Here is a 1270-nt window from a genome sequence, read left to right on the forward strand (position 1 = left end):
GGGACCTTAGCTGGCGGTCTGGGTTGTTTCCCTCTTCACGACGGACGTTAGCACCCGCCGTGTGTCTCCCGGATAGTACTCACAGGTATTCGGAGTTTGCATCGGGTTGGTAAGTCGGGATGACCCCCTAGCCGAAACAGTGCTCTACCCCCTGTGGTATTCGTCCGAGGCGCTACCTAAATAGCTTTCGGGGAGAACCAGCTATCTCCGGGCTTGATTAGCCTTTCACTCCGATCCACAAGTCATCCCCTGGCTTTTCAACGACAGTGGGTTCGGTCCTCCAGTTGATGTTACTCAACCTTCAACCTGCTCATGGATAGATCGCCCGGTTTCGGGTCTATGCCCAGCGACTCATTCGCCCTATTCAGACTCGGTTTCCCTACGGCTCCCCTAAACGGTTAACCTCGCCACTGAACATAAGTCGCTGACCCATTATACAAAAGGTACGCCGTCACAGAACACGTCTGCTCCGACTGCTTGTACGCATACGGTTTCAGGATCTATTTCACTCCCCTCACAGGGGTTCTTTTCGCCTTTCCCTCACGGTACTGGTTCACTATCGGTCAGTCAGGAGTATTTAGCCTTGGAGGATGGTCCCCCCATGTTCAGACAAGGTTTCTCGTGCCCCGTCCTACTCGATTTCACTAGACTCAGGTTTCGGATACAGGGCTATCACCCACTATGGCGGCACTTTCCAGAGCCTTCTCCTACCCGTTGTCTAGCTTAAGGGCTAGTCCCCGTTCGCTCGCCGCTACTTAGGGAATCTCGGTTGATTTCTTTTCCTCGGGGTACTTAGATGTTTCAGTTCTCCCGGTTCGCTTCTTACACCTATGTATTCAGTGTAAGATACCCGACCTAGATCGGGTGGGTTTCCCCATTCAGACATGTCCGGATCACAGCTCGTTTGCCAGCTCCCCGAACCTTATCGCAGGCTTCCACGTCTTTCATCGCCTCTGACTGCCTAGGCATCCACCGTATGCGCTTAGTTGCTTGACTATATAACCCCAAGACAACTGATCACCAATGACACCGGATCACCACCACTCAACCGAAGTTGAACAGGTGTGTTCCAGGGAACATCAGAGACCGTCACTCGAAGTTATAAACAACCACTTCAACGACAACACCGGATAACGCTTGAAAAAATCGTTATCACTTGAACACGTTCCTCAAAGACCGTAGAGAAACGTGTTCGTGTTCTATCTCATCCAAATTTTTAAAGAGCAAATCTGACCCAGTGATCAGAAAAAAGACCTTCAGACTTAGCGGA

General features: G+C 51.1%; 1 rRNA gene. It reads right to left on the reverse strand.

The window, feature by feature from the left end:
* Window positions 1-996 (reverse strand): 23S ribosomal RNA (locus A3OI_RS0103740); the annotation flags it as partial.
* Between the last annotated feature and the right edge of the window lie 274 nt (window positions 997-1270).

Origin of the sequence: Marinobacter gelidimuriae (genome assembly GCF_000372805.1) — a bacterium.
Lineage (GTDB): Bacteria > Pseudomonadota > Gammaproteobacteria > Pseudomonadales > Oleiphilaceae > Marinobacter > Marinobacter gelidimuriae.